20 protein-coding genes and 2 tRNA genes are annotated in these 24,874 nt (G+C 64.1%); 10 read left to right on the top strand and 12 right to left on the bottom strand.

Going from position 1 to position 24,874, the window contains the following annotated elements; translation table 11 throughout:
- Positions 1-37 precede the first annotated feature (37 nt).
- The 3 genes from NO366_RS14680 to NO366_RS14670 all read right to left on the bottom strand — a co-directional run bounded on the left by NO366_RS14680 (position 38) and on the right by NO366_RS14670 (position 2,395).
- Positions 38-1,162, bottom strand: a complete 1,125-nt coding sequence (locus NO366_RS14680; RefSeq protein WP_256531530.1) for a DUF63 family protein — start codon at positions 1,160-1,162, stop codon at positions 38-40.
- Positions 1,163-1,231: 69 nt separating this feature from the next.
- On the bottom strand, positions 1,232-2,053 hold the full coding sequence (locus tag NO366_RS14675) for an inositol monophosphatase family protein (RefSeq protein WP_256531529.1): 822 nt from the start codon (positions 2,051-2,053) through the stop codon (positions 1,232-1,234).
- Between the two features lie 259 nt (positions 2,054-2,312).
- Positions 2,313-2,395 (bottom strand) — tRNA-Leu (locus NO366_RS14670).
- A 504-nt stretch (positions 2,396-2,899) separates the two neighbouring features.
- Here NO366_RS14670 and NO366_RS14665 point away from each other — a divergent pair.
- From NO366_RS14665 to NO366_RS14655, 3 genes are all read left to right on the top strand, one after another.
- Complete coding sequence (locus NO366_RS14665) at positions 2,900-3,394, top strand: DUF309 domain-containing protein (protein ID WP_256531528.1); 495 nt, start codon at positions 2,900-2,902, stop codon at positions 3,392-3,394.
- 125 nt (positions 3,395-3,519) lie between these two features.
- Complete coding sequence (locus tag NO366_RS14660; RefSeq protein WP_256531527.1) at positions 3,520-4,314, top strand: M14 family metallopeptidase; 795 nt, start codon at positions 3,520-3,522, stop codon at positions 4,312-4,314.
- A 663-nt stretch (positions 4,315-4,977) separates the two neighbouring features.
- The gene (locus NO366_RS14655; protein WP_256531526.1) at positions 4,978-5,961 is read left to right on the top strand and encodes a prolipoprotein diacylglyceryl transferase; all 984 of its coding nucleotides are present in this window, start codon (positions 4,978-4,980) and stop codon (positions 5,959-5,961) included.
- 163 nt (positions 5,962-6,124) lie between these two features.
- Here NO366_RS14655 and sucD read toward each other — a convergent pair whose 3' ends face one another.
- Together sucD and sucC are read right to left on the bottom strand one after the other, a co-directional pair.
- The gene (gene sucD, locus NO366_RS14650; protein ID WP_256531525.1) at positions 6,125-6,994 is read right to left on the bottom strand and encodes a succinate--CoA ligase subunit alpha; all 870 of its coding nucleotides are present in this window, start codon (positions 6,992-6,994) and stop codon (positions 6,125-6,127) included.
- Positions 6,991-8,139 carry an ADP-forming succinate--CoA ligase subunit beta gene (gene sucC, locus NO366_RS14645; protein WP_256531524.1) on the bottom strand — a complete coding sequence of 383 codons (1,149 nt, stop codon included), beginning with the start codon at positions 8,137-8,139 and terminating at the stop codon, positions 6,991-6,993. The genes sucD and sucC overlap by 4 nt, the downstream gene beginning before the upstream one ends.
- Before the next feature lie 172 nt (positions 8,140-8,311).
- On the opposite strand from sucC, the gene NO366_RS14640 reads away from it, so the two are divergent.
- The gene (locus NO366_RS14640) at positions 8,312-9,178 is read left to right on the top strand and encodes a UbiA family prenyltransferase (protein WP_256531523.1); all 867 of its coding nucleotides are present in this window, start codon (positions 8,312-8,314) and stop codon (positions 9,176-9,178) included.
- Between the two features lie 401 nt (positions 9,179-9,579).
- Here NO366_RS14640 and NO366_RS14635 read toward each other — a convergent pair.
- Positions 9,580-9,654: transfer RNA gene (locus NO366_RS14635), tRNA-Glu, on the bottom strand.
- Between the two features lie 132 nt (positions 9,655-9,786).
- Here NO366_RS14635 and NO366_RS14630 point away from each other — a divergent pair.
- Both NO366_RS14630 and NO366_RS14625 read left to right on the top strand, forming a co-directional pair.
- Complete coding sequence (locus NO366_RS14630) at positions 9,787-10,518, top strand: fumarylacetoacetate hydrolase family protein (protein WP_256531522.1); 732 nt, start codon at positions 9,787-9,789, stop codon at positions 10,516-10,518.
- A 9-nt stretch (positions 10,519-10,527) separates the two neighbouring features.
- Positions 10,528-11,226 (top strand): MBL fold metallo-hydrolase, encoded by a 699-nt coding sequence (locus NO366_RS14625; RefSeq protein ID WP_256531521.1) that lies wholly within the window; start codon positions 10,528-10,530, stop codon positions 11,224-11,226.
- A 30-nt stretch (positions 11,227-11,256) separates the two neighbouring features.
- Here the strand turns inward: NO366_RS14625 and NO366_RS14620 are convergent, their stop codons facing one another.
- The 3 genes from NO366_RS14620 to NO366_RS14610 form a co-directional block, all read right to left on the bottom strand.
- Positions 11,257-11,688, bottom strand: a complete 432-nt coding sequence (locus NO366_RS14620) for a type IV pilin (RefSeq protein ID WP_256531520.1) — start codon at positions 11,686-11,688, stop codon at positions 11,257-11,259.
- An 87-nt stretch (positions 11,689-11,775) separates the two neighbouring features.
- Positions 11,776-12,876, bottom strand: coding sequence for a DNA topoisomerase IV subunit A (locus tag NO366_RS14615; RefSeq protein ID WP_256531519.1), 1,101 nt, complete (start codon positions 12,874-12,876; stop codon positions 11,776-11,778).
- Between the two features lie 2 nt (positions 12,877-12,878).
- Positions 12,879-15,302: a DNA topoisomerase VI subunit B gene (locus tag NO366_RS14610; RefSeq protein ID WP_256531518.1), complete on the bottom strand. Its 2,424-nt coding sequence runs from the start codon at positions 15,300-15,302 to the stop codon at positions 12,879-12,881.
- A 273-nt stretch (positions 15,303-15,575) separates the two neighbouring features.
- Here NO366_RS14610 and gyrB point away from each other — a divergent pair, with 273 nt between their 5' ends.
- Positions 15,576-17,507, top strand: a complete 1,932-nt coding sequence (gene gyrB, locus NO366_RS14605; protein WP_256531517.1) for a DNA topoisomerase (ATP-hydrolyzing) subunit B — start codon at positions 15,576-15,578, stop codon at positions 17,505-17,507.
- Positions 17,508-17,802: 295 nt separating this feature from the next.
- A complete protein-coding gene (gyrA, locus tag NO366_RS14600; RefSeq protein WP_256531516.1) occupies positions 17,803-20,277 on the top strand; it encodes a DNA gyrase subunit A in 2,475 nt (824 codons plus the stop codon).
- A 235-nt stretch (positions 20,278-20,512) separates the two neighbouring features.
- On the opposite strand, the gene NO366_RS14595 is transcribed toward gyrA, so the two are convergent.
- Together NO366_RS14595 and NO366_RS14590 are read right to left on the bottom strand one after the other, a co-directional pair.
- Positions 20,513-21,043 (bottom strand): Rrf2 family transcriptional regulator, encoded by a 531-nt coding sequence (locus NO366_RS14595; RefSeq protein ID WP_256531515.1) that lies wholly within the window; start codon positions 21,041-21,043, stop codon positions 20,513-20,515.
- A 101-nt stretch (positions 21,044-21,144) separates the two neighbouring features.
- The gene (locus NO366_RS14590) at positions 21,145-21,825 is read right to left on the bottom strand and encodes a metal-dependent transcriptional regulator (protein ID WP_256531514.1); all 681 of its coding nucleotides are present in this window, start codon (positions 21,823-21,825) and stop codon (positions 21,145-21,147) included.
- Positions 21,826-21,958: 133 nt separating this feature from the next.
- Between NO366_RS14590 and rocF the strand changes: the two genes are divergently transcribed.
- Both rocF and NO366_RS14580 read left to right on the top strand, forming a co-directional pair.
- A complete protein-coding gene (gene rocF, locus NO366_RS14585; protein ID WP_256531513.1) occupies positions 21,959-22,879 on the top strand; it encodes an arginase in 921 nt (306 codons plus the stop codon).
- Positions 22,880-23,023: 144 nt separating this feature from the next.
- Positions 23,024-24,193: an NAD(P)/FAD-dependent oxidoreductase gene (locus tag NO366_RS14580; protein WP_256531512.1), complete on the top strand. Its 1,170-nt coding sequence runs from the start codon at positions 23,024-23,026 to the stop codon at positions 24,191-24,193.
- Between the two features lie 45 nt (positions 24,194-24,238).
- On the opposite strand, the gene NO366_RS14575 is transcribed toward NO366_RS14580, so the two are convergent.
- Positions 24,239-24,790 carry an acyltransferase gene (locus NO366_RS14575; protein WP_256531511.1) on the bottom strand — a complete coding sequence of 184 codons (552 nt, stop codon included), beginning with the start codon at positions 24,788-24,790 and terminating at the stop codon, positions 24,239-24,241.
- Between the last annotated feature and the right edge of the window lie 84 nt (positions 24,791-24,874).

Raw genomic sequence — 24,874 nt, 5'->3', positions numbered from 1 at the left:
TCGGTCCTCGCCTAAAGACGTTCGCGATCACGCCGCCTCAGACCCCGAACGTCGCCCGGAGCACGTCCCGCGTCCCGGGCCCGAGACCGACGGCGACGACGGTGAGCATGAGCATGATCGTAAATCGTGGACTCTCTTCGAAGACCTCCTCGTTGAACACCCAGATGATGAAGACGGCCGCGGCGACTTTCACCAGGAGGAACGGCCACACGTCTCCGGTGACCGTCGCGATCGATTCTGGGAGGTACCTGGCCATGATGTTCTGGATCGCCGCGTTGACAGGGTGTTTCGGGTTCAGATTTCCGGGTAAACCGAACGCCGTCGCCCAGTCGAGTCCGATGACGTTCGCCGTCCCGTCGATCGTGTGCGCCCAGAGGATGGCGATACCCATGTACTCCGTCCCCCGGTTGAGTTCCGGTGCGAACCGTTGTATCGCCAGCCAGACGACCGCCGTGATCGCGCTCGCGACGACCAGCACGGTGATGGCGAGTAACGGGAAGAAGCCGTAGCCTCCCACGCTGGCCCAGCGAGCGAGGACGACGAGCGAGAGCGCGAGCAGCGTCGTTCCGATTCCGGCGAGGGCGTACTCGTACCCCGGAACGTAGTCGCGACGTTCGAGCCAGATGGCGACGACGAGTGAAACCAGCGCGATCACCGCGACCACGACGTAGATGAACGGGCTGATGAGTAGCGCTTGCCAGGGAAGCGACAGAGCCGCCTCTCCCGTCTCCGCACGGACGGCGACGTTGGCGTCCTCGACCGTCCTGAGGGCCCCGCCGAAGAGCATGAACGGGAAGAGGCCCCAGAACCCGGCCCGGTACCGATCGACGTCGAGCCGGCGGATGGCGAAGATGAACCCCGTCAAGAGCAGTAGCAGCGTCGGAATGTAGCCCCCGTAGGAGACGTACGTGTACCCGGGAGTGGCCGTGGGCCCGGCTCCCGGCCCGGCTGTAGAACACGGCTCGACGCTGCCACCGGCCCACGCGACGCAACTCCACCCGTTGGCGTCGGCTACCACGGGAGCCCAGAAGTATTCCCAGAGGAACTCGACGTACACCCGGTGGGGAAACAGCGCCGCCAGGAGAGCGAGGCCGCCGAACACGGTGACGACCATCGCCGCCCACACCCGTTCGGCGCCGTAGCGGTCGACGTACTTCTGCATACGCAGGGTGCTATCGTGCGACCGGTTATCGGTTCCGGTTCGCAGAGGGCGGCGCCGTTCCCCCGTGACTCACCGTGGGACGTTGGCCCGTTCGTCGACCGCCCGCGCCGCTTCGAGTACCTCGTCGTGGATCTCGCCGTTCGATGCAACGATTCCGTCGCTATCGAGACGCCACGGCCGTCCGTCGAGGTCCGTCACCGTGCCACCGGCCGCTCTGACCATCGCCACGCCGGCGACCGTGTCCCACGGGTGCGCCGACACGTTCGCGAACGTTCCGTCCAGCGCGCCGGCCGCTACCATCGCGAGTTCGGCCTGCGCGCACCGGACTCGTCGGAGGTCTGCGAATCGGTGTACGATCTCGGCACACGCCCGTGCGTACTCCTCGCGCCGGTCTCGATCCCACCACAGCGTCGGGCTGACCGTGCACGCCTGCGGTTCAGTTCGGTCACTGACGTGTACGTCCTCACCGTTTCGCTCGACACGGTCACCGTCGAACACGTATCGGTCCCCGAGGACGGGAAAGTCGAGCGTCGCGACGACGGCGTCACCGTCGACAGTGCACGCGACGGCGGTACAGAACGTCGGGATCCCGGCCACGTAGTTCGCCGTCCCGTCTATCGGATCGACGATCCACGCCGCACCAGCCTCCGGAACGGCGCCATCGCGGCCGCTCTCTTCCCCGACGATCGGTTCGTCCCGGTACTGGTCTCGGATCGTTTCGACTACCCGGTTCTGTGCGTCACGATCAGCCTGCGTGACGAAGTCGGTCTCGTTCGACTTCGTCTCGACGTCGAGCGTCGATCGAAATGAATCCGCCGCGACCCTCGCTCCGGCCGCCGCCGCTTCGATCGCGACGTCGACACGCGTCGGGTGCCTCCCGCGTTCTGTCATATCGGTACAGGCGTAGCGAAGCGCCAAAGCCACTGTGATCGAGGTGATGCCACGGCTCTCGAACTACCCAGCCCTGTAAAATGTTGCGAGGGAAGATCGCTCGGATCTTCCGCATCGCGTCTCGCCGCGGCAGTGCGGCGCTTGCGATGCGAGGGGAGGGGATCGAACCACCTCCGAGAACCTGCGCAACGCGCAGAATCTCGGCGTCATTCGATCCCTCCGTGCATTTTCGTTCGGCGCGTCGTGCGCCTCACTGCAATGCGAGGGGAGGGGATCGAACCCACGAACGTCTACACGAGCGGATCTTGAGTCCGCCGCCGTTGGCCGCTTGGCTACCCTCGCACGCGTTCACCCGTTCGAGGGGGTCGTTTGAATACGCTACGGTTCCGTACCGCGCGTGGCGATCGCCTCGACACTCTCGCTACCGACGAAGCCCGGCACTCCGATGGCCCGTCCGTACTCACTGTACCCGATATCGATCGCTCGTCCCTGTGGAGGATTCGCGCCCACAATTGTAACACCGGTACCCGCCTGCAACCTGTGCGTACATGCGCTCCCCACAGCGGTCACACCGGCCGCGTGGATGTTGCATCGTCGGTCGTACGGCTCCGGCCGGCGTAAACTAGCGGGTCCATACTCGCAGGTTCGTGGGGGTATCGCCGGTCCGCATGGCGGACCGTCGTCGGAACGCTTTCCTTTCTATCGACCGTCGACACTGTATGGGCGCTCGTACCCGGGTGGCACACACGCGATGGTCCGGCTGGACTCCGGAGGGCGACGACGTGGAGAGACGATACGTACACGGGCCCAGGACGAGCACACGACGCGGGTAACTCCGACACCACCATGAACGACCACACGCGAGACCAGACCGTCGCGCCCCCGATATCGGGCGATCCGACCGGCTGGCGGTGTGATCGAGGGGTCTCGAACGGGTGGGAGTACGGCACCCTTCGGCGGGCGGTGATTCACGGTGTCAGACTGTACAACGGCGGCGCGTTCCACGAGTCACACGATTGTTTCGAAGCGGAGTGGTACAATTACGGGCGCGGCACCACCGAAAGTGTCTTTCTGCACGGGATGGTTCAGGTGGCGGCGGGTGCGTACAAGCACTTCGACTTCGAGAACGACGTCGGGATGTGTAGCCTGTTCGGGACGGCACTCCGGTACCTCCACGACGTTCCGGAGGACTATTACGGCGTCGACGTTCTCGACGTGCGAACGACGCTCACGACGGCGCGTACCGATCCGACGGTCCTCGACGACTGGCGGATCGAACTCGACGGGGACCGACCTGACGCGAGGCAGTCGGATTACGCCTACGCCGCCGAACTATCGTGACGCCGATCGGCGACCTGACGGCGGCACTCGATGAGAGCTGGGGTACCGGTTGTCCGTACCCCGGTCCGTTCGTCGTCGCTTCGACTTCGAATCGCCTATAGTCCTCCCACACCCAGTAGCGGTACATGCGAGTCGAACAGCTCGGGACGGGAACGCCGTCGATCGCGATCGTCGGTGGGATTCACGGCGACGAACCGTGCGGCGTCACCGCGATCGAACGGCTCATCTCGGAAGCGCCGCCAGTCACGGAGCCGGTCAAACTCGTCGTGGCGAATGAACTGGCAATCGAGCGAGGTGTCCGGTACGTCGACGAGGACCTGAATCGGGCGTTCCCGGGCGATCCGGACGCCGGGACGCACGAGGGTCAGCTGGCGTCGCGACTCTCGACAGAATTGGCGGACACGATCGTGTTCTCCATGCACTCGACACGCAGCCACGCGGAACCGTTCGCCGTCGTCGACGGTCTGACCGGGACGGCGCGTCGACTCTGTTCTCAGCTCTCTATCGGCGCACTCGTCGAGACCGGCCCTCTGGCAGAGGGACGCCTGTTCACCGGCGCGGAGACGATCGAAGTCGAGTGTGGCCTCCAGGGAACGGAGACCGCAGCAGAGAACGCCGCTCGCCTCGTTCACGAATTTCTGACGGCGACCGGCGCGCTACCGGGTACGACGATTCAGCACCGCGTTCCGGTGTACCGACTGATCGATACGATATCGAAGAACGCGGCCGATCGGTACGAGGTATTCGTGGACAACTTCGAACGCGTCGAATCGGGAGCCCAATTCGCCGCCGCAGACGGCGAGGCTCGCGTCGCCGAGGAACCGTTCTACCCGGTATTGCTCTCTGCCGACGGCTACGAGGACGTCTTCGGGTACTCCGCGAAGAAACTGACCGACCTCGTCCCGGCACAGGGACCATGATCGATCTCGCACGCACGGGGGATGACCGACTTCGTCAGCAGCTACCGACCTAGCGGTTCCAGCAAGCGGTTCCTGACAGACCACGATCGGTGCAGATTCCTGCGTCGACATCACAAATGGCACGCGTCGCACCCGAGGTCTGTTCACTACTCCGACCGGCACGACGACGAAAGTCGTCGGACTCGAACGTCCTATCGCGAGCCGTCAACAGCGTCCCAACGGGTACTGCAACGATATGTGATTCTTCGCGGACGTCGAACCCACTCGACGACCGTCTTCGTCCGCTCGGTCTGCTCGCTCTCCTCGTACGCTTCTGTCTCCGCCTCGCGCGTACAACGAATCGAGTGTCACGTGACGAAATCGACGGTATGTATTCGGTATCGAGACACGCTGAACTCACACCGATGTCGATCGATACGTCGGCCAATCCAGTCCCGGAACCGGACTCGATTTGCCACACGTGTGTCGTCGAACACCGGCACACGAGCTTCCTGGTCGGCGAGACGGCTCCCGTGAAAATCCAAACGGTATTCGCGGTGCGTCACGTCCGCTTCTGCCCGACGATTTCGGTCGACGACGTACTGGCTCACGCCGCGAAGGGTACTGACAGACGAGTTATCGAAGGATTTAATTCAATACACGGCATTTGTTTGTTGAAGAGGGATGGGAACCGACGAGTCGAGACGGGACCGCCAGTCCACTGACTCGGAGTCAGCACGTTCTGCGAGTACGACGTCGGAGTCCGGACTGACGCTGACCAACTCGGCTGACCGGCGGCGATCAGCCATTCGGGACAAGACGGCGACGGACGTCTTCAGATCGCTCTCGTCCGATGGGCCGGCAATCGACACGGATGCCGTCCTCGATGGAACGACGCCGGCGGAGCTCATCGACCGGGCGACTGATCCGCCACGGGCGCAGTCTACAGATTCGACCCTGTTCGACGCAGACGAGTTCGAGCAGCTACTCCTTCCAGACCGACGATCGGACGGGTCGTTCCTGTGGATCGAACCGGCCGCTGACGATTCACCTGCGACGCCGTCAGGGACAGAGACCGGTCCTGCGGACGGCGAGCGCGAGCGCTCGACGGAGCGCGACGACGAGACGGAATCGACGATGCACTCGACACCTACCACAGACGACGGGGGACGAACGAACGTGACGGACGACGACACGGAGACAGTTCGCGACGGGTCGGCGGCCCAGGTTGATGATCAGGGCCCGACTCCCGACGAATCCATCGCCTGGGAGGCGTCGGCCGAATCGACGACCGACGAGACAGACTGGTCGGCGACCGTACGGGAGAAGGCGGCCGGTTCCGGGAAGGTTCCACCCCGAGCGGCGACCGACACTGCAGAGTCGACCGCTGGCGAGCGCGGATCGGAACGACGCGGTGCGTCTGCCGAACACGCGACGGACCGTACAGCGGCGTCAACTGAACCCGAAACGGAACCGACTGGACCGGACGACTCCCAGAGATCCGTTCGGGTCGAGGATGACCCGACGGCCCCAGACTCGAACCAATCAAAGAGCGAGATTCGAACGACCATCGAATATTACGACCATCGGAAACCGGCACAATCGTCACGCGTCGACGTCGTCAAACGACTTCTCTCTCGTGTTCCGGGCCTCGGCGGTCGAAGCTGACGACACGCACCATCGCTTCTCGAGTGGCCAGAACGGTGCTGTAGGAATCACACAGTCACGCGATACCCGGAGCGGACTGGCAACTCGTCACTTCGAGCCGCTCGTTTCGAACCGATGTGGAACGTGCCGATCCAGACGCTCGATGTGGAACGTGCCGATCCGCTCAGAGCAGGTCTTCGACGCTATCGGCGACTTCTTCGGGCGTATCGCCGACCGAGACGCCCGCGTCGTTGAGCGCTTCGATCTTGCTCTCGGCGGTTCCGGTACCCGACCCGGAGACGATTGCCCCGGCGTGGCCCATCCGCTTGCCCGGTGGCGCGGTTCGCCCGGCGATGAATCCCACGACGGGCGTGTCGACGTGTTCGTCGATGTATCGAGCGGCCTCCTCCTCGTCTTCGCCGCCGATCTCGCCGCACATGACGATGGCCTTCGTGTCGGGGTCGTCCTCGAAGGCCGAGAGGGCGTCGACGAAGTCCGTCCCGATGATGGGGTCGCCGCCGATTCCGATGGCGGTCGTCTGGCCGATGCCGCGGTTCGTCAGGTTGTCGACGACCTGGTAGGTGAGGGTTCCCGAGCGCGAGACCAGACCGACGTCACCCTCCGCGAAGATGTTCCCGGGGAGAATGCCGAGTTTGGCCTCGCCAGGCGTGATGATACCTGGGCAGTTGGGGCCGATGAGGCGCGTATCGGTCTCGCTGAGACGCTTGTTCACCCGAGCCATGTCCTGGGTCGGGATGCCCTCGGTGATTGCGACCGCGAGATCGAGGTCCGTATCGAGCGCTTCGAAGATGGCGTCGCCTGCGAACGCCGGCGGAACGAAGATGACCGATGCGTCGGCGTTCTCCTCGCGGACGGCCTCGTCGACCGTGTCGTAGACCGGGACGCCGTGGACCTCCTGGCCGCCCTTTCCGGGGACGGCTCCGGCGACCACGTTCGTACCGTACTCGATCATCTGGCCGGCGTGGAACTTGCCTTCCCCGCCGGTGATCCCCTGTACTACGACGCGCGTCTCCTCGTCGACGAGTACACTCATGCGTCCACCTCCTCGGCGTATTCGACCGAGCGTTGTACCGCGTCCTCGAGCGTCTGCTCGACGGTCACGAGCTCTTCGTTGAGTATCTCCATTCCTTCCTCCCAGTTCGTCCCCGCCAGTCGGACGACGACCGGCTTGGGAATCTCGTCGAACTGTTCGAGCGCTTCGTTGATCCCTTTCGCTACTTCGTCGCCGCGGGTGATGCCGCCGAAGATGTTGAAGACGACGCTGTCGACGTTGTCGTCGGAGAAGACCATATCCAGCGCGTTGGCGATCCGTTCGGCCTTCGCGCCGCCGCCGACGTCGAGGAAGTTCGCCGGCGAACCGCCATAGTAGTCGACCAGGTCGAGCGTGGTCATCACGAGACCGGCGCCATTGCCGATGATGCCGACGGAGCCGTCGAGTCGGACGTAGTCGAACCCGTACTCGTCGGCTTTGGCCTCGAGATCGTCACCGGCGGCGGCCTCCTCGCCCATCTCGGCGATCTCGGGCTGGCGGAAGAGGGCGTCCTCGTCGATGTTCATCACCGCATCGGCGGCGACGACCTCGTCGTCGGCCGTCACCATCAGCGGGTTGATCTCGGCGTCTGCGCCGTCCCTCGCGTCCCAGAGGTCGTACAGTGTCGAGAGTACCGATGCGACGTCGGTCGCGACGGACCGGTCGACGCCGGCGTCGAAGACGGCCTTCCGGGCCTGATAGGGGTGCATCCCGAACGACGGATCGACGTGTTCGCGGGCGATCGCGTCCGGATCCTCCGCGGCGACTTCCTCGATGTTCACACCGCCTTTCGTCGAGACCATCGCGACCGGTTTCCCCTCGCCGCGGTCCATCGTGACCCCGACGTACAGCTCGTTCGTGAAATCGACCGCCTCCTCGACGAGCACCCGCTCGACTCGGATCCCTTTGAGGTCCATACCGAGAATACGGTCTGCGGCCTCGCGGGCCTCCTCGTCGTTCTCGACGAGTTCGATCCCGCCGGCCTTTCCTCGACCGCCCACCTGTACCTGCGCCTTGATCGCCACCGGGTAGCCGACGTCGCCGGCGGCCTCTAGGACGCCGTCGACGTCCGACGCCAGCTGTGAATCCGGCGTCGGAATCCCCGCGTCGGCGAACACCTGCTTCGCCTGATACTCGTGCAGCTTCATTGTGAACTCGTCGGAAGGTTCGGCAATCCCCGAGTTAGACCTGTCGAAAGCCCCCGACGCTCGCGAACCGGTAATCGGGATCCGCATCGTCGATCGGTAGCGTGGCGCGCCACTGCCGCGTCGTCGCGTCCGAGCGTTCAAGCGGTTCGACGCCGTAGGTCGACCACCCTGGATGAGCGACTCCTGGACGGGAACGGCACCCGCACGACCCGGCATCGGACTCGTTCTCGCACTCGTCCACAGTAACGTCTTCATCGCACTCGCGGCCACGAGCTGGGTCGTCACGACGATCGTCCTCGCCGAATTGCCACCGGATCCGATCCCCGCGTTCATCGTCTTCGCCGTAACGCTCTTCGTCTACAGCCTCAACCGGTTCACCGACATCGACGAGGACGAGTACAACGTCCCGGGACGCGCCGTGTTCACGAGACGCTACGGACGCGCCACCCTCGCCGCAGGGACCGTCGCGTACCTGGCCGCTGCAGGTATTGCCCTCTGGTACGACCTTCCTCGCGCCGAGTTGCTCCTCGCCCCGATCGCCGTCATCACGCTCTACTCGGTCCTCGGCCTGAAGCGAATCCCGCTCGTGAAGAACCTCCTCGTCGGTCTCGCCTGGAGCGGTATCCCGCTCGGCGTCGGTGTCTACTATGGCGTCGCGACGACCCTCGAGATCGCGCTCCTCTCCACGTTCGTCTTCGCCATGCTGACCATCGCCGCAGTCGTCTTCGATCTCAAGGACATCGTCGGGGATCGTCACGAGGGAATCCTGACCGTCCCCCGTCTCATCGGGACCCGACGGACCCGACACATCTGCGCCGGAGCGGCGGTCCTCGTGACCGCTGGCGTCGTCGGCGCGGTTGCCCGCACGCTCGTCCCACCTCGGTACCTCGTCCTCGGTCCCTTCAGCGCCTACGTCTTCACCTACTCACTGCGTGCGGACCCGGACGCCAGCCCGCTCTTCTACGGCTTCGTCGTCGACGGCGAACACCTCTTCCTCGCGATCCTCGTCGCTACGCTCGCCGCAGTGGGGATCCTGTAACGGTACCCGTCTCTCGACCGGGGGTCGAACTACTCACGAGAAACTGCTCGCTCCGCTCGCAGACCTGCGATATGATCCCCCAGGGGCACAAGCCACTCCGGACCTTCGTTCACCGTGAGAATACTGTTCTCACGAGCGCTCGCTCATTTCACTCCCGGATACGTCGCCGGATGCTCCGTCTGGGATGTGAACTCCGAGAACCTGCTCGCTTCGCTCGCAGAACCTCGGTATAATTCAAATCCCATCTGTGCGCGCTTCGCTCACTCGCAAAAATTCGTTCGCTGTAGTGCTCCGTCTGGGATTTGAACCGAAGCCAGACGGTCGCTCACTTCGTTCGCGCTGCGACTGACAGGGCTCAAATCCAGGGTCGCATTTGCTGCTCTCGTTCGTTCGCAGCAAAATGCTCCGTCTGGGATTTGAACCCAGGTCATCGGCTCGAAAGGCCGAAATGATTGGCCGGACTACACCAACGGAGCTCGCGTCGGTGACGCGACAGTCTGGGGTTGCCGGGGCCTAGTAAAAAGCGTTCCGTTCCGGCTGTCCCGTGCGTGGGCGTGTCACGACGGTGAGTTAGAACTCTTTTAGCCCCGGCCTGTATGAGAGGTCGTATGAAGTACGCCAGATTTCGCGATCCTGCGGGTGCCGTGCGTCGTGGGACCGTTCACGGAGAGACTGTCTACTTCGGCGGACAGGAGTACGATTTCGACGAGGTTCAGGTTCTTCCACCGTGCGAGCCCTCGAAGATCGTCTGCATCGGACGCAACTACGCTGCCCACGCAGCAGAGATGGGAAACGACGTACCGGATCGTCCGTTGCTCTTCTTGAAACCGCCGAACACGCTCGCCGGTCACGGCGATACGATCACGGCACCAGCCGATACCGAGCGATTGGAGGTCGAGGCGGAACTCGGCGTGGTCATTTCGGAACAGTGTCGGAACGTCGACGAAGCGGATGCGATGGACGTCGTCGCCGGCTATACGTGCGTCGACGACGTCTCGAACCGGGACGACCAGCGCCAGGAGCAAAACTGGGTCCGCGGGAAGGCGTTCGACGGCGCGGCCCCGATCGGCCCCGTATTGGCGACTCCCGACGAGGTACCAGCCGACGCCGGCGTCCGGTCGTACGTCGACGGTGAACCAGCCCAGGCGGGGTCACTCGACCAACTCATCTTCCCCGTTCCAGAACTCGTCGCGGAAATCACGTCCTACCTCACACTGGAACCCGGCGACGTCATCGCGACCGGCACGCCCGAGGGTGTGACACCGCTATCAGAGGGCGACGAGGTCGCTATCGAGATCGACGGCATCGGCCGTCTAGAGCACTCTGTTCGCTGGCCCTGATCGACCATCATGACCGTGACACACGGGCCCGTCGAACTCGACTGGTTCGGCTACGCGACGATTCGCATCGCCGGGCGAACCGGGACGGTGGTCTACGTAGACCCCGGTCGATACGGCGTTCTCGACGGCCACCGACCCCGAGACGGCGATCTCGTACTGGTCAGTCACGCTCACCACTTCGATCCCGACGGCATCGAACGCGTCGCCCACGAGGACGCGATCGTCGTCTGTCACGAGTCGATCGACGCGACCGAGATCGATCGAGTCTCCCGCCAGCCGGAGGAGCTTCCGTTTACTGTCGAACGTGTCGAGGCCGACGAATCGTTCGCCGTCGGACCACTCGATCTGTACACGACGCCGGCGCACAACGAACCGGACGGACCTCACACCCGCGACGACGGCACACCGTTCCACCCGGCAGGGACGGGATGCGGGTTCGGGCTTACCATGGACGGGATCACCGTCTTCTGGCCGGGAGACACGGATGCACTCTCACTCCACGAAACGCTTCCCGTCGACGTCTTCTGTCCGCCAATCGGCGGGCGTTTCACGATGGATCGCCGTGAAGCGGCCACGCTCGCTGTCGACATCGCTCCCGATCTCGTCGTCCCCATCCATTACGACACCTTCGAGGCACTGGAGACGGACGCCAGCGCGTTCGTCGTCGACGTCGCCACGAGTGGCGTCCCCGTCGCGCTCGACGAGTAACCCAGAATCGGTTCGTCTGGCGACGACCCGCTACGGTTCGAGCGTCTCCCGGTGGAGCACCTGGGAGACCTCACCGTCCGTCCATCGGACGACCAGTTCGTCCCCGGGCGCGACCCCGTCGATCGTGACCGCATCGCCCTCCTCGATCGTCGACGGATCGCCTGCGGCGTACGTAGCCCAGGTTCCCTGGCTCTCCCCGTCGACCTCGAAGACGATCCCCGAGGCGTCGATCGGTTCGGCATCGACGTACCGTACGTCCACCGAGTCGTTCGCGAGTGTCGTCTCGAACTCGGCATCGGGTCCCTGAAATCCAGTCCCGTCACCGCCACCGAACACCGTTCCGCCGACGTATCCGACGAGAGAGCCGAGAACGAGGATGACGATGCCGAGTACCAGTGCAGCCGCGAAAACGACGCCGATGGCCGTCAGTGCCGCCCGCACTTTCGCCACGCGTGAAGCCATACGGGTCGTACGAGCACCGCCGACAAAAGGAACCCGACGGACATCTCTGTGCGTACAGCGGTCGTCACTGGCCAATCCGCGGCTGGTTCAGATGACGTTCATCTCCTCGAGCCGCGTCGGGAGGTACGAGTCGGTGACGAAGTCGAGTCCGCGTGCAGCCAGCGACTGCTGTTCCGATTTCTTCTCGATCTCGAGCTGGAGTTCGATCTGTTCCTCCCAGTAGTCAGTCTGGAAGCGCGGATCCTCCAGTTCACTCTCCAATGCGTTGACGTCCGAATCGCTCAGCGGGTCCGTCGGCAGATCGTATTCGACGATGTCGGCCGGTTGAATGCCGATGAACTGCGCTTCGGGCGTCGCGAGGTACGCCGAGAGGTGTGCGGACTTGATCGAACCGTACGCGACTGAGCCGAAGATGCGATACGACCACGGGTCACCGTCCGTAAAGACGGTCACCGGGAGATCGAGTTCGTCGTGCATTCGCTTGGTCAATCGACGCGTCGCGCGTGCGGGCTGTCCGCCGAGGTGAACGACGATGCAGTCGAACTCGTCGTCGAATCCGTTCTCGACCAGTCGATCTCGCATACCGCCGGTCTCGACGGCGAGGACGAACTCCGCGTCGTTCTCGAGGAACTCGATCGTATCGGGATTGTTCGGAATCTGGTAGCCACCCTGGCCGACGTCTTTCTGGCAGTGAATCTCACGATCGCCCCGCCGGGTCTGTTCTCTGATGAGGAGCGGCCCCATGACTTTCGCACCGGACTCCTCCGGTCGCATGTGAAAGTCCTCGCGCTTGACCTCGCTGACGATCTCGAGATCCTCGATGAGGTTGTTCGACTCGTCCTGCGTGTTGAATTGCGCCTCGTCGAGATCCCAGGACTCCGAGAGGTAGTACAGCTCACGCAGGGTGGACGAGCGATCCTGATCGAGCTGGTCGGCGAGGAAATCGATGGTATATGTCGCCTTCAGGAGCTTCTGGGCACCCGAAACCGACTTCGCACTCCGCGTGCTGCTTCGGTCCCCGTACACCCAGACGTCCTCGTCCTCGTCGTACTCGATGTTCGACTTGGTCCGCGTCGGAATCTGCATCTTGGGGACGTCTCCCTCGGCGAACTGATCGTAGAAGTCCGCAGCCAGATCAAGCAACTGTTCGCGCGCTTCCTCCTCGTTCAGCGTAGAGTCCGTGCTCATGATTATGTGTTCACCGTCAGCAGTTCCTCCTCGATACCCGCGACGTCGAGATCGAACTCGGCATCACCATCGACGCGGTATTCGAGTGCCGCCTCGTCCCCCGAACTCACGGTTTCGGCCCATTTGACGAACCACTCACCGTCCATCTCGATCACTTGGGCCCCGTTGGTCTCCTGGGGTTCGACGGAGACGATGTCGGTCAGTTCGACGTCGGCGTTCGACGACGAGTTGTTTTCGACCGTGATCGTGACCGAGCCGTCCTCGACGGACCGTTCGACCAGCACGTTGTTCATGATTCGAGCGATCGAGTCGTCGATATCGAGCGGCTCTCGCTCAGTGACGGTCGCGAGCTTTGCGGCCATCTCTGGGAGGATCGTCCCGAGTTTGTTGCGCTTCTCCCGGCGCTGTTGCATCGAGCGGCGCTTGTTCAGATAGCGTTTGAGATCGCGCGCCGCCTCGCGGATCGCGAGTTCGATCTCGTCTTCGATCTCCGGTACGTTCGCGACGGCGTCCTTGGACTCGCTGGTGAAGGGCACGTTCGTCGACGCGACGTGGATCATGACCACGGCGGGGCCGTTGGGTAGCCCGGACCCACCTGGCTGGTCCAGTCCGTAGTTGCGCCAGCCGATCGACTTGACGACGTCCGTCGTCGCGCAGGCCCCTCGCTGGTAGACGAGCGGGACACGGTTCGCGAACCGCAGGACGTCTACGCTCCCCTCGGCGTCGAGTTCTCCGCCGTAGGCGATGCCGGCCTCGACGACGAACGGATCGCCGCCCGATACCCCGGCGTCGCGAGTCGCCGCCGCGTAGAAGTCCGCGTCGAACTCCTTCTTCAGGCCGGCTTCGATCAGCTCGTCCGTGATCGGGGAGAGACACCGCGTCGGCGGAGCCATGATGTCGGTCGACCGCATCGCCTCGACGAGGTCGCTGGCGCCGTCACGATCGTCAGCGAGTTCTCGTACCAATGGCGGATCGTCCGGCACTGTGCGCATCAGCCCCCAGAGTTCGTCCGTGACGTTCTCGCGGGCGGTCTCACCGAAACTCGTGTCGTCGCGATCCTCGGTCAAATCGGCGGCCCGATCGACGTGCGAGCGCAGCGTCGCCCATGTGAGTCGGTGTCTGTGGTCGTCCTCGTCTGCGAACTTTCCGGCCAGTCGTCCCGCAAAGGCGTCGATGACGGCGTCGTCTTTTCGGGAACTCGTCGCGTCGTTGACTCGGCGATAGAGATCCGCGGCTGTGCGGGTCTCCTCTACGGCGTCGACGTCCGAGGCGGCGACGGGCGCGAGTTCGAGCCACGCGGCCTCTACGGCGTTCTCCCTGACGGTCGTGCCAAACGTCGTTCCGTGGGTCTCCTCCGTCTCCTCCGCCGCAGCGTCGACGATCTCGTGGACTTCGTGGTATGCGACCCGCCCGGCGGCGTCGATCTCGTCCGCGATTGCCGTCGCGAAGTTTTCCGTCGCGTCGGCTCCCTTGTTCGCCGTCGCCTCGGTCACGACCGCAGCAACGTCCGTGTCCTCCCCACTCGCAGGCGCTGGCCACGTCATCCCGCGTCCGAAGTGGCGATCGCGGAACGCCTCGATGACAGATTCGGCCGTCTTCTTGCCCACGCGGGTGAACTCGTTCTGGAGGAATCCGGAGACCGAGTGTGAATCGGTCGCAGCCAGCATCTTGAGCACGGTGCCGAGTTCGACGCCGTGGGGGTGCGGACGGATCTCTTCGGTCTCGTCGGGTAGCTGGTCTGTCACCCGCTCGAACTTGAAGTGCTCGTTCGGTTCTTTCAGTTCGATCCGCGCGTGGGGGTTGACGACCGCCGTGTGTTTGATGTAGTCGTGGAGCTGCTGGCGGGCCCGCATGTTGGCCTCCATCTCGATTTCGATGCGCGTCCCGTGCGGACGATCCCACGTCGTCTGCTCGTCGACGCTGATCTCGGGTTCGTTCTCGTCCGTATCGACGATCAGTTCGTAGTACTGCGCGTCGGCCGACCCCTGCGTTCGGCTGGTGATCTTCGCCGGTTTGCCACTGGTCAGTTGCGAGTAGAGGACGGCTGCCGAGATCCCGATCCCCTGCTGACCGCGGCTTTGCTCGCGAGCGTGAAAGCGTGAGCCGTAGAGGAGCTTTCCGAAGACTTTCGGGAGGGACTCTTTCGTGATCCCGGGTCCGTTGTCCTCGACGATCAGGCGGTAGTACTGCCCGACTTCCTGTATTTCGACGTAGATGTCCGGGAGAATAGCGGCCTCTTCGGCGGCGTCGAGGGCGTTGTCGACGGCCTCTTTCACGGCCGTGACGAGGCCTCGCGCGCCGCTGTCGAAGCCGAGCATGTGCTTGTTCTTCTCGAAGAACTCGGCGATGGAGATCGCCTGCTGGCTCTCTGCCAGCTCCTGGGCGATCTCGGATTCGTCGCCGAGCGACGACTGGAACGACGTCATTACGGAATCCGTAGCAACGGCGGCCTTAAAACGTTCCCGTTAGCCCGGTGAAAGTGAAACGGGACTGTGACCACCGATTCAGCCGTCGTCTCCGGAAACTGGACGCCTCCCGAATCACCAGGTCGAATCGATCGACGAATTCGACACAAGACTGCTGAGCGCACTGAGTTTCGATGTTCGACCGAAGACTGACGATGAGCCCACACGTTCTCGCGCTCGCGCGCGTACGTGACCTTTATCAATGGGGAGGCGCTACCCGAAGACAGGTTTTCCATGTCACAGGAACGAGAGTACGGCGCCGGTCAGATCCAGGTCCTGGAGGGTCTGGAGGCCGTGCGGAAACGGCCGGCGATGTACATCGGCTCTACCGACTCACGCGGACTCCACCATCTGGTCTACGAGGTCGTCGACAATTCCATCGACGAGGCGCTCGCGGGCCACTGTGAGGAGATCACCGTCACGATTCACGAGGACGATTCGGTCAGCGTGGTCGACGACGGCCGCGGTATCCCCGTCGACACGCACGACGAGTACGACCGGCCTGCCCTGGAGGTCATCCTCACCGTCCTCCACGCCGGCGGGAAGTTCGACAGCAAGTCCTACCAGGTCTCCGGCGGCCTCCACGGCGTCGGCGTCTCCGTCGTCAACGCCCTCTCCGAACGCCTCGAAGTGACCGTCACCCGCGACGGCGGCGTCTACGAACACGGCTTCGACCGCGGCGAACCCGACGGGAACATGTCGATGGTCGGCGAACCCGACGATTCCGACGAGACCGGGACGGCGATTCGCTTCTGGCCCGACAGCGAGATCTTCGAGACGCTCGCGTTCTCCTACGCGACGCTGTCGAAACGCCTGCGAGAACTCGCGTTCTTGAACTCGGGCGTGGCAATCACCCTCCGCGACGAGCGTGAGGTCGACGCGGAGGGTGTCGTCCTCTCGGAAACGTTCGAGTACGAGGGTGGGATCCGCGAGTTCGTCGAGTACATAAACGAGACGCGCTCGCCGCTCCATCGCGATATCGTCTACTTCACCGGCGAAGAGGCCAACATCCACGTCGAGGTCGCCATGCAGGCGACCGAAGAACTCCAGGGATCGATCCACGCCTTCGCGAACAACATCAACACTCGTGAGGGTGGCTCACACCTCACCGGATTCAAGACCGCACTCACGCGCGTCGTCAACGACTACGCGAACGAGAACGACCTCCTCTCCGATCTCGACGAGAACCTGAAGGGCGAGGACATTCGCGAGGGGCTGACCGCCGTCATCTCCGTCAAGCACCCCGACCCCCAGTTCGAGGGCCAGACGAAGACGAAACTCGGCAACAGCGAGGTCCGCGGTATCGTCGAAGGCGCGATGCACGACGGACTGGCGACCTACTTCGAGGAGAACCCGGACACGGCCCAGGCGATCGTCCTGAAGGCCGTCGAAGCAGCGAAGGCTCGCAAGGCCGCCAAGAAGGCCGAAGAGTTGACGCGACGAAAATCCGCACTCGATTCGACTGCGCTCCCCGGTAAACTCGCCGACTGCCAGACGCGCGACCCCGACGAGGCCGAACTCTTCATCGCCGAGGGTGACTCGGCTGGCGGCAGCGCGAAGCAGGCCCGCAATCCCGATTACCAGGCCATCCTCCCGATCAAGGGCAAGATCCTGAACGTCGAGAAACACCGCCTCGATCGCATCCTCGAGAACGACGAGATCCGCAACATGATCACCGCCATCGGGGCCGGAATCGGTGACGAGTTCGACATCGACGACGTCCGCTACAAGAAGATCATCATGGCGACCGACGCCGACGTCGACGGCGCGCACATTCGAACCCTGCTGCTGACGTTCTTCTACCGTCACATGCGGCCGTTACTCGAGCACGGTTACGTCTATGCCACCCAGCCGCCGCTGTATCGTATCCGATATCGTGGGGACACCTACGACGCCATGACCGACGAAGAGCGCGACGAGATCGTCGAGGAAGAGTGCAACGGCAACCCCTCGCAGGTCCAGCGCTTCAAAGGCCTCGGCGAGATGAACCCCGAGCAGCTCTGGGACACGACGATGAACCCCGAGAACCGCATCCTCAAACGCGTCTCCGTCGAAGACGCCGCCGAGGCCGACCGCATGTTCTCGATCCTGATGGGCGACGCCGTCGGCCCGCGCAAGGAGTTCATCAAAGAGCACGCACCCGAGGCCGAGTGGGTGGATATATGACGAACTTCTGCCCTGCAAACTTTTGCGCTGCGTGCGGTCGCGAAGCGACCGCACTCGGCAAAATCCTCAAAAGAGCCGGACGGCTCTTTTGGACCTCGCGGGAGCTCCGCTCCCGCTTAGCTTTGATGAAAAGCACTCCTCCCTCCCCTCCGGCGCGGCAAAGCCGCGCGCTTCGGGTCGGTCGTCGGCCCGCTCGCGTGGCCGCACCGCGGCCGCGCTCGCGGTGGAACAGCCTGACGACTACAGCTACCGCAGTCGCTGATCCAATCGCTACCGCAACCGAGGTATCTGAGACATGAGTTCTGAAGCCCCTGATCCGAGCGACGTCGAGGCGCGGACGGTCGAGACCGTTCGGATCGAAGACGAGATGGAGCAAAGTTACATCGACTACGCGATGAGCGTCATCGCCGGACGCGCCCTGCCGGACGTGCGAGACGGGTTGAAGCCCGTCCACCGACGCATCCTGTACGCGATGCACGAGATGGGCGTCACCAGCGGGTCGAGCCACCGCAAGTCCTCGTCCGTGGTGGGCGAGACGATGGGTGATTACCACCCACACGGTGACAGTCCGATCTACGACGCGCTGGTGCGGATGGCCCAGGACTTCTCGATGCGCTACCCGCTGGTCGACGGGCAGGGCAACTTCGGGTCGATGGACGGCGATCCGCCGGCCGCGCCGCGCTACACTGAGGCCCGGATGGCCCCCATCGCGGAGGAGTTGCTGACCGACATAGAGAAGGACACGATCGACTTCCAGGCGAACTACGACGATCGCCTGCAGGAACCCACGGTTCTTCCCTCGGCGTTCCCTAATCTGCTCGTCAACGGCTCGTCGGGAATCGCCGTCGGCATGTCGACGAACATCCCGCCACACAACCTTGGCGAGGTGATCGACGCGACGATCGAACTCATCGAGAACCCCGAGGCCACCGTCGAGGACCTCATGGAGCACGTCAAAGGTCCCGACTTCCCGACTGGCGCCAACATCGTCGGCCGCGACGCCATCTACTCGGCGTACAAGACCGGCCGCGGGCGCATCCGCGTCCGCGCCGAGTTCGAGGTCGAAGAGTGGAAGACAGATCGCGATCGCATCGTCATCACCGAGATCCCCTACCAGCAGAACAAGGCGAAGTTAGTCGAGCGAATCGCCGACGACGTCAACGAGGGCGTCATCGAAGGCATCTCCGACCTGCGCGACGAGTCCGACCGCAACGGCGTCCGGATCGTCGTCGAACTCAAGCGGGGCGCCAATACGGAGATCGTCGAGAACCAGCTGCTCGAAAACCACCTCGAGAAGACCTTCGGCGTGATCAACCTCGCGCTCGTCGACGGTCAGCCGCAGGTCCTGACGCTCAAAGAGACGTTAGAAGAGTACATCTCACACCGTCGCGAGGTCGTCCGCCGACGATCCGAACACGACCTCGCCGAGGCCGAAGAGCGCGCCCACATCCTCGAGGGCCGGCTCAAGGCGCTCGACATGATCGACGACGTGGTCGAACTCATCCGCAACTCCGAGAACCGCGACGAGGCCCGCAGCGGCCTCGAGACCGAGTTCGGCTTCTCCGAGATGCAGGCGGCCCACATCGTCCGGATGCAACTGGGCAGCCTCACCAACATGGAGGCCGCGGAGATCCAGGAAGAGTACGAAGCGGTCCAGGACGAGATCGAGTACCTGACCGAGATATTGGAGAACGAATCCCGCTTACTCGAGGTCATCACGGACGAACTGGAGGCGATCACGGACGAGTACGACGACGATCGACGTACCTCGATCATCGAGGACGTCGGCACCGTCACGCACGAGGACCTCATCCCAGAGGAGGAGGTCTTCATCGTCATGACCGAGGACGATTACGTAAAGCGCATGCCGGCCTCGAACTTCGACCCGCAGGGTCGTGGCGGGAAGGGGATCATCGGCTGCGACGTCAAAGAGGGTGATCGCGTGACGACCGTCTTCCAGGCCAACACGCACGACTATCTGCTCTGTTTCACCAACCAGGGCCAGGTCTACCAGCTCAAGGCCTACGAGATTCCGGAGATGAGCCGGACGGCCAGGGGGAAGTCCGCCGTCAACATCCTCGACCTCGATCCGGGCGAGGAACTCACGGCCATCGTCGACACGGACGCCTTCGGCGACGACGAGTACGTGACGATGGTCACCCGCGACGGCTACGTCAAGCGGACCCGGGGCGACGAATTCGACAACATCCTCACGACGGGCATCATCGCTGCCTCGCTAGAGGAGGGTGACGAACTCGTGGACGTCGAGGTCACCGACGGCACGAACGACCTCGTCATCGGGACCGAACGGGGGATGACTATCCGGTTCGACGAGACCGAAGCGCGCGCCATGGGACGCAACGCCCGCGGCGTCAACGGCATCGACCTGGAGGAGGGAGACGCCGTCGCCGGCCTCGTCGCCACAGACGGCGACGCCGGCCGGGCCCTCCTGACCGTCACCGAAAACGGCTACGGCAAACGGACCCTCCTCTCCGAGTATCGCACCCAATCGCGGTACGGGAAGGGATTGATCGACATCAAGACCAACGATCGAAACGGGCCGGTCACCGCGCTGAAAGCCGTGACGCCGGACGATCACCTCGTCATCATGAGCGAACGCGGGCAGATCATGCGTACACGAGCGGGCGAGATATCGACGGTCGGCCGGAACACGATGGGGGTGACGGTGATGGACGTCGACAGCGACGACGCCGTCGCGAGCGTCGACGTCCTGCCGGTGACCGACGCCGCAGACGCAGCAGACGAATGACGGAACCGCTCCGGTACTGAACCGATTCGTCTACGACTGGACACATGCGAACCGACCGGTACGGTGGGCCTGCGTTCTGCGACCGTCGCATTGCTCGAAGACGCACACAGAACGGGGCACGCGATTACGTGAACCGCCTCGGGGGCAAGCCCCGAGGCACTCGGCCTGCTCCGCCTGTAGAATTGGTCCGTCGTGACCGGGGTGACGTTCGTCGAACGCGTCGACGTGGCGACGATCAGTGTGCCGGGTCGTCCGCGGGGGCGACCATCTCCTCGATCTCCAGAATGAGGACGTTGTTGGTGTCGTCTCTCCCGTCGAGGGTTCCTTCGACGACGAGTTTCGAGAGTGGGGTCGGACCGACCCGGACGCGTTCGTCGTCCGTCACGTCGAGTGAGCCCTGAATGTAGATCTCCGCGCGGCAGAGGTCCGGGTGATGGACGCTCGAGAGGTCGATCTCTTCGACGACGACGTCGTCGACGACCTCGCCCTCGACGGCGAGCGGAACCGGCGCCGGTTCGTCGAGTTGCTGTACGCCGAGGGCCTCGAAGGCCTTCGCCGTCGGCTTGTACCCTCCTTTCGGCCCGGGGACGCCTTCGACGAGCTGGAGGGCTTTCAGGCTCTGCATCTGGTTGCGGATCGTTCCTGGATTGCGATCGACCTGTTCGGCGATGTCCTCGCCTTTGACGGCGTCCTCGTCTCCAGCGTGTAAATTGGTCAGCGCCCGCAGGATCATCTTCTGGCTGGAGGTGAGTTCGATGGACGACATAGTGGACGTTAGGAGCAGTTTTTCTTAAAACCGCTGGTCCCGGGTGTCCTGGTGATCCCGTCTCGATCGGGGACGACGATGGAGGGATCGTCGCCGGACGGTCACCGGTCTACGTCTATCGGCCGACGAACGCGGACGTGTGCCGCGACGTCCTCGGGGAGCGAAATCGTCCGATCCGAACCGGCGGCCCGAGCGGTGATCATTCCGAACGGCGCGCGCTCGAGTATCTCGAGTTCCACGTCGGGTTCGACGCCGCGGTCGGCGAGGTACGAGAGGACGTCCGGATCGTCGTCTGCGACCTCCTCGACGACGACGGTGTCGCCCGCCTTGAATTCGCCAACCGATTCGCCGGGGCGCGAACACGGCGCTTCGAGGTCGGCGCCCGGGATCGGAGAACCGTGCGGATCGACGTCGGGATCACCGAGCGCGGCGGCGAGCCGTTCCTCGAAGTTCTCACTGATGTAGTGTTCGAGCCGATCCGCCTCCTCGTGGACCTCGGCCCAGTCGTAATCTAAGTGCTCGGCCAGGTAGGCTTCGAGCAAGCGGTGGTGTCTGACGACTTCGATCGCGACGGTTTCGCCCTCCTGGGTGAGCGTGACGCCGTTGTACTTCTCGCGATCGAGGAGGCCACGCTCCTCTAGCTTTTCGACCATGCTCGTCACGGTCGGCGACGTCACGTCCAGATCGTCGGCGATCTCCGAGGTGCGGATCCGTTCGTCCCGGTCGCGCTCTAGCTGGTAGATCACCTTGAGGTAATCTTCCATGACGTCGCTCAGCATCATCCGCTCGAATCGTCGAGCGTTCGGACCCTAAACCTATCGCAGTTTGCCGAACCGATCGACCCGACCGGTGGCGATTTGTCCCGGCCGGATTCGTTTCAGCAGGGATTTACGTCACCGGTCGCGAAGCGTAACTATGACTCGTACCGTGCGAATCATCGGTGCGCCGGTCGACTACGGCGCGAACCGACGCGGCGTCGACATGGGGCCGTCTGCCATTCGATACGCCGGCCTGTCCGACCAGCTTGCCGCAGCCGACATCGAGCCAGCCGACGACGGCGACCTCTTCGTTCCGCGAGCGGAAGAACGCGATCCGGACGAGGGCTCGCTCGATCACGACAACGCGAAGTTCGTCGACGAAGTCAGGGGCGCCTGCGTCCGTCTCGCCGATCGGGTCGAGGAGACGCTCGCCGAAGACGTGTTTCCGCTCGTCCTCGGCGGCGACCACTCCATCTCCATCGGGACGATGCACGGCGCCTCCCGCGACGCCGATATCGGCGTGATCTGGTTCGACGCGCACGCGGACCTGAACACGCCGTCGACGTCGCCGAGCGGTAACGTCCACGGAATGCCCCTCGCCGCGGCCCTGGGATACGACGAGTTCGCCGACGAGGACTGGGCGACCGCGCCGAACGTCCGCGAATCGTCCGTGGCCTACGTCGGGCTCCGGAGCGTCGACGAGCGCGAGCGTGAGGTGATCGGCGACAGCGACATCACGGCGTTCACCATGGCCGACATCGACGAACGCGGGATCACGGCCGTCGTCGAGGACGCGCTGGCGGTCGCGACGGACGACACGGATGGCCTGCACGTGAGTCTCGACCTCGACTGGCTCGATCCGTCGGCCGCACCCGGCGTCGGCACGCCGGTACGCGGCGGTGTCACCTATCGCGAGGCTCACTCGGCGCTCGAAACCGTCGCGGATCACGACGCACGACACGGCTCGTTCCGGTCGATGGACGTCGTCGAGGTGAACCCCATCCTCGACGAATCCAACGAGACGGCCTCCGTCGCGACGGAGATCGTCGCTAGCGCGTTTGGCAAACGAACCCTGTAGCCGAAACGAACGCACCGTCCCCCGCTCGCCGATCGGAAACCGCCATACGCTCTCGCCAGTCGCAGTCGGCCCGCGCGTGGGAACTACACGCACCCCGACGTGGGTTTCAACAGGTTTGTATTGGAGCTATCCCGAGTCTCTGGTATGAGCACCGACGTCGTCGTACTCGGATCCGGTTACGCCGGAGCCGGTGCGGTCAAGTCGCTTCAATCGTCACTCGGTCCAGACGCCGAGCTGACCTGGATCTCCGAGATCGACTATCACCTCGTTCTGCACGAAGTCCACCGCGTCATCCGCGAGCCGGCCGTTCAGGCCGACATCACCGTTCCGATCGACGACATCGCCGATCGATCGACGCGGTTCGTAGAAGACACCGTCGTCTCCGTCGACACAGACGACAGGCTCGTCGCACTCGAATCCGGCGACCCCGTCTCGTACGACTACCTTCTCGTCGCTCTGGGCAGTCAGACCGCGTTCTACGGCATTCCGGGGCTCGACGAACACTCACACACCCTGAAGAGCTTGAACGACGCCCTCTCGATCCACGAGGCCATTCGAGCCGCGGGCGAGGAGGCGACCCGCAGCGACCCTGCACAGATCGTGGTCGGCGGCGCAGGTCTGTCGGGTATCCAGACCGCCGGCGAGATCGCCGAGTTTCGTGACCGTAACCGCGCCCCGTTCGAGATCCACCTCGTCGAGGCGATGGAGGAGATCTTCCCGGGACACGACCCGTCGATCCAGGGGGCCCTGCGATCGCGCCTGGAAGACGCCAACGTGACGATCCACACCGACGATCCGATCACGGAGGCGACCGACGAGGCCATCGAGTTCGACGAGAGCGATCCCCTCTCCTACGACGTCCTCGTCTGGACCGGCGGCATCACCGGGCAGGACGCACTCGACGGCGCCGAGCTCGACGACCAGCACAACCGCGTCGAGACGGAGTCGACCTTCCGGACGTCGGACGAGCGCGTCTTCGCGATCGGCGACTCCGCGATCGTCGACCAGGGCGAACGGCCCGCCCCCCCGACCGCGCAGGCCGCCTGGCAGGCCGCGGCGGTCGTCGGCGAGAACATCACCCGCGCGATCGAGGGACGCCCGCTCCGGACCTGGCAGTACGAGGACAAGGGGACGGTCGTCTCGATCGGTGAGCGCGCCGTGGCCCACGACGTCACGCCCGCCTTCGGCGTCTCCCTTCCAGTTACGACATTTGGCGGCTTCCCGGCTCGGAATCTGAAGAAGCTGATCGCCGCCCGCTGGATCGCCGACCTGACCGGCTGGAACGACGCGCGAAAACGCTGGTCGGCGCTGTAGTCTCGGTCGCTTTTCGCGTCCAGTTTCGATGCGGCGATTCGCCGCTCAGTCGTCCGACTCCCCGCCCGTTTCGGCCGCGTCACCGTGAATCGCGTCGCCGTTCATCGGCCGCGCCGGAACGCCGGCCACGACCGCGTCGGGCGGTACGTCCCGCGTCACCAGCGAGTTCGCCGCGACGCTCGCGTCGCGTCCGATCTCGACGCCCGGGAGGACGATCGCTCCCGCGCCGATCATGGCGCGCTCGCCGACGACGACCTCGCCGGTGCGGTACTCGTCCTGGAGGAACTCGTGACAGAGAATGGTGGCGTCGTAGCCCACGAGCGCGTCGTCCTCGAGCGTGATCAGATCGGGCCAGAAGACGTCCGGCGTGGCTTCGAGTCCCCACGAGACGCGTTCTCCGACGTCGACGCCGAGACGGCGAAGGAGCCAGCGTTTGAGCCGCAGGCTCGGCGAGAGACGCACGAGCCAGACGATGACGTAGTTGACCGCGACGCGGATTGGATTGCGCTCGCCCGGCCACCCAGACAGGGAGTTTCCTGGCCCGGGCGTCGGATGTCGGTCGATCCGATCGTGGCGGGAAGGGTCGTCTGCCGTCACTGTCACCGTCTTCGATTCGCGGGTACAAGAACGTGTTCGACGGTGACCGAACCGTGTGCTCGGTGGATACCCCGATCGTTCGCC

This window comes from Halovivax cerinus, assembly GCF_024498195.1.
In the GTDB taxonomy this organism is placed as follows: domain Archaea; phylum Halobacteriota; class Halobacteria; order Halobacteriales; family Natrialbaceae; genus Halovivax; species Halovivax cerinus.
The sequence above is the reverse complement of the archived record's forward strand: the minus strand, read 5'-3'. Positions and strand labels throughout refer to the sequence as shown.